The following is a 5,543-nucleotide window of genomic DNA, read 5'->3' as shown; positions in this document are numbered from 1 at the left end:
ATATAAAGGAGTGGGGTGGGTGTGGATACCTACTCGTATCCACACCCACCCCGTATCACTTATGTTCCGGCAGTGTCCTACTCTCCCACACGATCCCTCATGCAGTACCATCGGCGTTGGAAGGCTTAACGACCGGGTTCGGAATGGGACCGGGTGTGGCCCTTCCACTATGACCACCGGAAAAAACTAGAACCCCCCACCCCACACAAAGGATCAAAGGGGGGATTGGCGCCACCCCGTGTCAGGGGCTGGGAGCCGTATAGTGAATGCAAACACTCTACACACTCGTGTAACCTATGTTAAAACAAGTCCTCGGTCTATTAGTACCAGTCAGCTCCACACCTTACAATGCGTCCACATCTGGCCTATCAACCCGATCATCTCTCGGAGACCTTACCAGGAACACTCCTGCAGGAACCCTCATCTTGAAGCATGCTTCCCGCTTAGATGCTTTCAGCGGTTATCATAACCCGACGTAGCCAACCAGCCATGCTCTTGGCAGAACAACTGGCACACCAGAGGTCAGTCCGTCTCGGTCCTCTCGTACTAAAGACAGCCCTTCTCAAGATTCCTCCGCGCGCAGCGGATAGGGACCGAACTGTCTCACGACGTTCTGAACCCAGCTCGCGTGCCGCTTTAATGGGCGAACAGCCCAACCCTTGGGACCAACTCCAGCCCCAGGATGCGACGAGCCGACATCGAGGTGCCAAACCATGCCGTCGCTATGAGCGCTCGGGCAAGATCAGCCTGTTATCCCCGGGGTACCTTTTATCCGTTGAGTGACGGCACATCCACAAGCCACCGTCAGATCACTAGTCCCGACTTTCGTCCCTGCTCGACCCGTCAGTCTCACAGTCAAGCCCCCTTGTGCACTTACACTCACCACCTGATTACCAACCAGGATGAGGGAACCTTTGGGCGCCTCCGTTACCCTTTAGGAGGCGACCGCCCCAGTCAAACTACCCATCAGGCACTGTCCTTGAACCGGATCACGGTCCACAGTGAGATAACCAGAACAATCAGAGTGGTATTTCACCAACGACTCCACCACCACTAGCGTGGCCGCATCAACGTCTCCCACCTATCCTACACAAATCATCCCAATCACCAATACCAAACTATAGTAAAGGTCCCGGGGTCTTTCCGTCCTGCTGCGCGTAACGAGCATCTTTACTCGTACTGCAATTTCACCGAGTTCGTAGTGGAGACAGTAGGGAAATCGTTACTCCATTCGTGCAGGTCGGAACTTACCCGACAAGGAATTTCGCTACCTTAGGATGGTTATAGTTACCACCGCCGTTTACTGGGGCTTAAATTCACAGCTTCAACACCCAACAGTGCCTCACCGCTCCTCTTAACCTTCCAGCACCGGGCAGGAGTCAGTCCGTATACATCGTCTTACGACTTCGCACGGACCTGTGTTTTTGATAAACAGTCGTTTCCCCCTGGTCTCTGCGCCCCTCACCGCCACAACACCGCACAAGTGCACGACAGCTCAGGTCCCCCTTATCCCAAAGTTACGGGGGCATTTTGCCGAGTTCCTTCACTACGATTCACTCGAACGCCTCAGTATACTCTACCTATCCACCAGTGTCGGTTTAGGGTACGGGCGGACACACCACCTCGCTCACGAAGCTTTTCTCGACAGTACAGGATCACTCACTCACCCACACACGCAGGCTCGCCATCATGCCTCAACTTACACGCCCAGCGGATTTACCTACCAGACAGTCCACACACTTAGCCCCGGACAACCATCGCCGGGGATGAGCTACCTCCCTGCGTCCCTCCGCAGCTTGCCTACTACATGCTCGGTTCACACACTCACGCCACAAGATCACCCCAAAAAAGGATCACCAGGACACTCGCACGCTTAGCATCACACACCTCGACACGGACGGTGACATGCCGGTACCAGAATATCAACTGGTTACCCATCGACTACGCCTGTCGGCCTCGCCTTAGGACCCGACTCACCCAGGGCAGACAAACTTCACCCTGGAACCCTTGGATAATCGGCGGACGGGATTCCCACCCGTCAAACGCTACTCATGCCTGCATTCTCACTCGCATCACCTCCACCACACGGTCACCCGGCAGCTTCACCACTGACACGACGCTCCCCTACCCAACCGAACACGGTTGCCACAGCTTCGGCGAATAACTTAAGCCCCGCTACATTATCGGCGCGGAATCACTTGACCAGTGAGCTATTACGCACTCTTTCAAGGATGGCTGCTTCCAAGCCAACCTCCTGGTTGTCTACGCAACTCCACATCCTTTCCCACTCAGTTACCACTTAGGGGCCTTAGCTGATGATCTGGGCTGTTTCCCTCTCGACGACGAAGCTTATCCCCCGCCGTCTCACTGCCACGCTACACTTGCCAGCATTCGGAGTTTGGCTGATTTCAGTAAGCCGATAAGCCCCCTAGACCATCCAGTGCTCTACCTCCAACAAGAACCACGCAACGCTGCACCTCAATGCATTTCGGGGAGAACCAGCTATCACGGTGTTTGATTGGCCTTTCACCCCTATCCACAACTCATCCCCTCCATTTTCAACTGAAGTGGGTTCGGACCTCCACGACGTCTTACCGACGCTTCATCCTGGCCATGGATAGATCACACCGCTTCGGGTCTAGAACACGCGACTAACGCCCTCATTCGGACTCGCTTTCGCTACGACTCCCCCACCACGGGTTAACCTCGCCACGCATCACTAACTCGCAGGCTCATTCTTCAAAAGGCACGCCATCACCCCACAAGGCTCTGACGGCTCGCATGCGACCGGTTTCAGGTACTATTTCACTCCCCTCCCGGGGTACTTTTCACCCTTCCCTCACGGTACTCATCCACTATCGGTCACCAAGGAGTATTTAGGCTTGACGGGTGGTCCCGCCAGATTCACGCGAAATTCCACGAGTCCCACGCTACTTGGGGCAACCCCACACCAGTGCCACGCTCACAGTTACGGGACTCTCACCCACTCCGGTACGCCTTCCCAAACGCTTCACCTTCACGCAACATTTCTCACTGGCCAATCCTGCGGCAGCAGAACCACAAGGCCCCCACAACCCCGCACATGCAACACCTGCCGGCTTGAACACACACACGGTTTAGCCTCCTCCGCTTTCGCTCGCCACTACTCACGGAATCACACTTGTTTTCTCTTCCTACGGGTACTAAGATGTTTCACTTCCCCGCGTTACCTCCCACACCCCTATACATTCAGGGCAGGGTCACCGGACACAACTCCGGACATTCCAGGTTTCCCCATTCGGACACCCCCGGATCACAGCTCGTTCACCAACTCCCCAGGGCTTATCGCAGGTCACAACGTCCTTCATCGGCTCTTGGTGCCAAGGCATCCACCGATCGCACTACACAACTTGCACAACACAAGCCACACAAAAAATAAGATGCTCGCATCCACTATACAGTTCTCAACCACCACACGAACCAACACCACACCCACCACAACAGCAGACACAGCATCACCGCACCAGGCCACCACACAACGTGATACCCCAGAACCCCAACAGCATGCCCCCAACCCCACCACACGGCAGGACGCCAACATTCCACCACAACAACAACTCCTTAGAAAGGAGGTGATCCAGCCGCACCTTCCGGTACGGCTACCTTGTTACGACTTAGTCCTAATCACCAGTCCCACCTTCGACGGCTCCCCCACAACAGGTTAGGCCACCGGCTTCGGGTGTTACCAACTTTCATGACTTGACGGGCGGTGTGTACAAGCCCCGGGAACGTATTCACCGCAGCGTTGCTGATCTGCGATTACTAGCGACTCCGACTTCATGAGGTCGAGTTGCAGACCCCAATCCGAACTGAGACCGGCTTTCCGAGATTCGCTCACCCTCACAGGCTCGCAACTCTTTGTACCAGCCATTGTAGCATGCGTGAAGCCCTGGACATAAGGGGCATGATGACTTGACGTCATCCCCACCTTCCTCCGAGTTGACCCCGGCAGTCTCCACTGAGTCCCCACCATAACGTGCTGGCAACAGTGAACAAGGGTTGCGCTCGTTGCGGGACTTAACCCAACATCTCACGACACGAGCTGACGACAGCCATGCACCACCTGTGAACCAGCCCCAAAAGAGGCGCACCCATCTCTAAGCACTCCTGATCCATGTCAAACCCAGGTAAGGTTCTTCGCGTTGCATCGAATTAATCCGCATGCTCCGCCGCTTGTGCGGGGCCCCGTCAATTCCTTTGAGTTTTAGCCTTGCGGCCGTACTCCCCAGGCGGGGTACTTAAAGCGTTAGCTACGGCACGGAACCCGTGGAATGGACCCCACACCTAGTACCCACCGTTTACAGCGTGGACTACCAGGGTATCTAAGCCTGTTCGCTCCCCACGCTTTCGCTCCTCAGCGTCAGGAAAGGCCCAGAGAACCGCCTTCGCCACCGGTGTTCCTCCTGATATCTGCGCATTCCACCGCTCCACCAGGAATTCCATTCTCCCCTACCTTCCTCAAGTCAACCCGTATCAAAAGCACGCTCAGGGTTAAGCCCCAAGATTACACTTCCGACGCGATCAACCACCTACGAGCCCTTTACGCCCAATAAATCCGGACAACGCTCGCACCCTACGTATCACCGCGGCTGCTGGCACGTAGTTAGCCGGTGCTTCTTTACCCACTACCGTCACACAAAGCTTCGTCATGAGCGAAAGCGGTTTACAACCCGAAGGCCGTCATCCCGCACACGGCGTTGCTGCATCAGGCTTCCACCCATTGTGCAATATTCCCCACTGCTGCCTCCCGTAGGAGTCTGGGCCGTATCTCAGTCCCAATGTGGCCGGTCACCCTCTCAGGCCGGCTACCCGTCAAAGCCTTGGTAAGCCACTACCCCACCAACAAGCTGATAAGCCGCGAGTCCATCCCCAACCGCCGAAACTTTCCAACCCCCACCATGCAGCAGGAGCTCCTATCCGGTATTAGCCCCAGTTTCCTGAAGTTATCCCAAAGTCAAGGGCAGGTTACTCACGTGTTACTCACCCGTTCGCCACTCGAGTACCCCCCGAAAGAGGCCTTTCCGTTCGACTTGCATGTGTTAAGCACGCCGCCAGCGTTCGTCCTGAGCCAGGATCAAACTCTCCAATAAAAAACATCACCACAACCCACACAACAACGCGCAAGCCACAGCAACAAACTGAAGAATCCAATACACTAACCCCAAACACTAACCAAAAAATATTCAGTCACATGTCCAGAATCACAAAGGAATCATAAACAAAATCCGACACATCACACAGATGCATCACAAAAATCTATTGACTATCAAAGACACACTGTTGAGTTCTCAAACATCACACCCACACAACAATCCCCACACACAACCATGCAGAAACCATCACAAGGCGACCCGACCAACCTTACCACACCAACCCCGAAACCACAAAACCGCAATCCCGAAAGCCAACCAGCAGAACCAGCCACCACCCAGAACCACTCAAACCACTCCAAGCAGCCCCCGACGGCCCGCCAAACATTACACACACCCCACCACCAACGCAAA

At 55.1% G+C, this 5,543-nt stretch carries 3 rRNA genes; all 3 read right to left on the bottom strand.

From position 1 onward, the window contains the following. Positions 1 to 64: 64 nt before the first annotated feature. Positions 65 to 181, bottom strand: a 5S ribosomal RNA gene (gene rrf, locus F1563_RS13300). Positions 182 to 300: 119 nt separating this feature from the next. Next, a 23S ribosomal RNA gene (locus F1563_RS13295) occupies positions 301 to 3,395 on the bottom strand. A 209-nt stretch (positions 3,396 to 3,604) separates the two neighbouring features. Continuing rightward, positions 3,605 to 5,129 (bottom strand): 16S ribosomal RNA (locus F1563_RS13290). The 16S, 23S and 5S rRNA genes sit together here, the layout of an rRNA operon. Between the last annotated feature and the right edge of the window lie 414 nt (positions 5,130 to 5,543).

The sequence above is a fragment of the Cutibacterium modestum genome (genome assembly GCF_008326345.1).
In the GTDB taxonomy this organism is placed as follows: Bacteria; Actinomycetota; Actinomycetes; order Propionibacteriales; family Propionibacteriaceae; genus Cutibacterium; species Cutibacterium modestum.
The sequence above is the reverse complement of the archived record's forward strand: the minus strand, read 5'-3'. Positions and strand labels throughout refer to the sequence as shown.